At 42.2% G+C, this 1,978-nt stretch carries 1 protein-coding gene; it reads left to right on the forward strand.

The genetic code is table 11. The annotated features are described in order from the left end of the window. Positions 1 to 439: 439 nt before the first annotated feature. Positions 440 to 1,978 (forward strand): caspase family protein (locus RRG12_RS43580; RefSeq protein WP_420763318.1); only part of this gene is annotated, 1,539 nt, incomplete at its 3' end.

Genomic DNA, 1,978 nt, shown 5'->3' on the forward strand with positions numbered 1-1,978 from the left:
TTATGACAGTGAGTTGTACAGGAAATCGTATGGCAATAACCGTTATGAGGCTATAAAAACAGGGGCAATGCTCCGTAAATGATGCGACTACAAGCTTGACTGTAAATACTATGGTTTGTAGGTACGGTGAGGAGAGCGAAAGGATTTAGTCGGGGAGTGGTGGTAGTTAACTTTTCTCTAATTAATAAATTCCAGAGAAATTCGCATAGCGGGTATGATGTCAAAGCTAGTATTCAGCAGGCGTTATCCCAATTTGAACAAAGAATGAGACAGATACATACACTCAGACCCTGATTATATCTGGCTTTTTCAATTTTGTACTCTTGCTCCCGAACCCGTATGGTATTTTGAATTGGTATTCACCGCCACTATTGAACAAGCTCGAAAGTTCCACGCAGCCGTCTAAGACATCTCAAAACTGGGAGGGAGTTATAGTTACATGGCGAAGGTAGCACTGCTAATAGGAGTCAGTGAGTATGGACTTGGCTTGAATCCATTACCAGTTTCAGTCAAAGACGTACAAGCGATCGCTAAAGTTTTGCAGCATCCAGAAATGGGTGGATTTGCAGCAGCAGATATCCAAAAGCTGGAGAATCCCGATCCGCAAAAAATGCAGGAAGCCATTGAGGGATTGTTTAGTGATCGCCGAAAAGAAGACCTCATATTGCTTTACTTTTCTGGTCACGGTATTAAAGATGAAACGGGTAAACTTTACTTAGCAACTAGTCTCACTCGCAAAAATCCCCAGGGGCGGCTTGTCAAAGCGACAGCAGTTCCGGCTAATTTTATACATAATGTTATGAGCGATAGCCGCAGTAAGAGACAAGTCGTAATTCTCGACTGTTGTTTTAGTGGCGCATTTGCAGAGGGTTTATCAGCTAAGGATGACGGCTCTGTAGATATTTATACTCAACTGGGAGGTGAAGGGCGAGTTGTTCTCACCTCTTCTACTTCTACACAATATTCTTTCCAACAAGAGGGAGACAGTCTCTCAATTTATACTCGTTATGTCGTCGAAGGTATTGAAACAGGAGCAGCAGATCAAGATAATGATGGTGTGATTTCCATAGATGAGTTGCATGAGTATGCCAAAAAGAAAGTTAAAGAAGCAGCCCCCGCCATGCAACCAGAAATCTATGCCGTTAAGGAAGGCTTCAAAATTCGGCTAGCTAAAGCACCCATCGGCGATCCCAAGTTGAGATATCGGCAAGAAGTTGAGCGTTTTGCCAGTCGTGGTGTAATTTCTGCTATTGGACGCAATACCTTAGATTTGAAAAGGCAGAGTTTAAGATTGTCATCTGAAGAAGCGACAATTATTGAAGCTGAAGTTCTCGAACCTTATCAAGAATACCAAAAAAGATTGCAGCGATACGAGCAGGTATTATTTGAGGAAATTAATAAGCAATATCCTTTAAATCAAGATACTCAAAAAGAGTTGAAAGCTTTTCAAGAAGCTTTGGGACTCAAAGATAGAGATGTCGAGCCGATTTTTGCGCGTGTTGTGCCTCTAGTAAAATCCTCTTCATTAATTAACGAAGCGAGCGCAGATAGTAAGTCCACAACTCCTCTAAAACCTGAAATTACACCTCCAGAAAATTATTCTTCTAACACAGCTAAAAAATTGCGTTCTATGGCTGTTGTACTTTTTGCCACCATTTTAGGATTGACAGGTATAATTTATGGAATTTATGCTTTAACTCCCTATTTCTACACAAAGCTCAACGAAGATATACCAAAAACATCCTCTAGTTCATCTGAGCCATCCACTCCTAAAGCCGTCACAGCCACAAAACCCCCAAATGAAGATACTCCGAGCAGAGTTCTTCCAGGGAATAATGTCAACGAACCAAGGAATCAGCCTACTTCAACTGCTCTCCCAACGGAAGCTGAAGCTACTCTGCGGGCATACAGACAACGCCAAGATCAAATCCGAGCCGAATCTGAGGCGGCTCTACGGGAAATAAGACAACGCCAAGCT

The organism is Nostoc sp. CALU 546 (assembly GCF_048836525.1).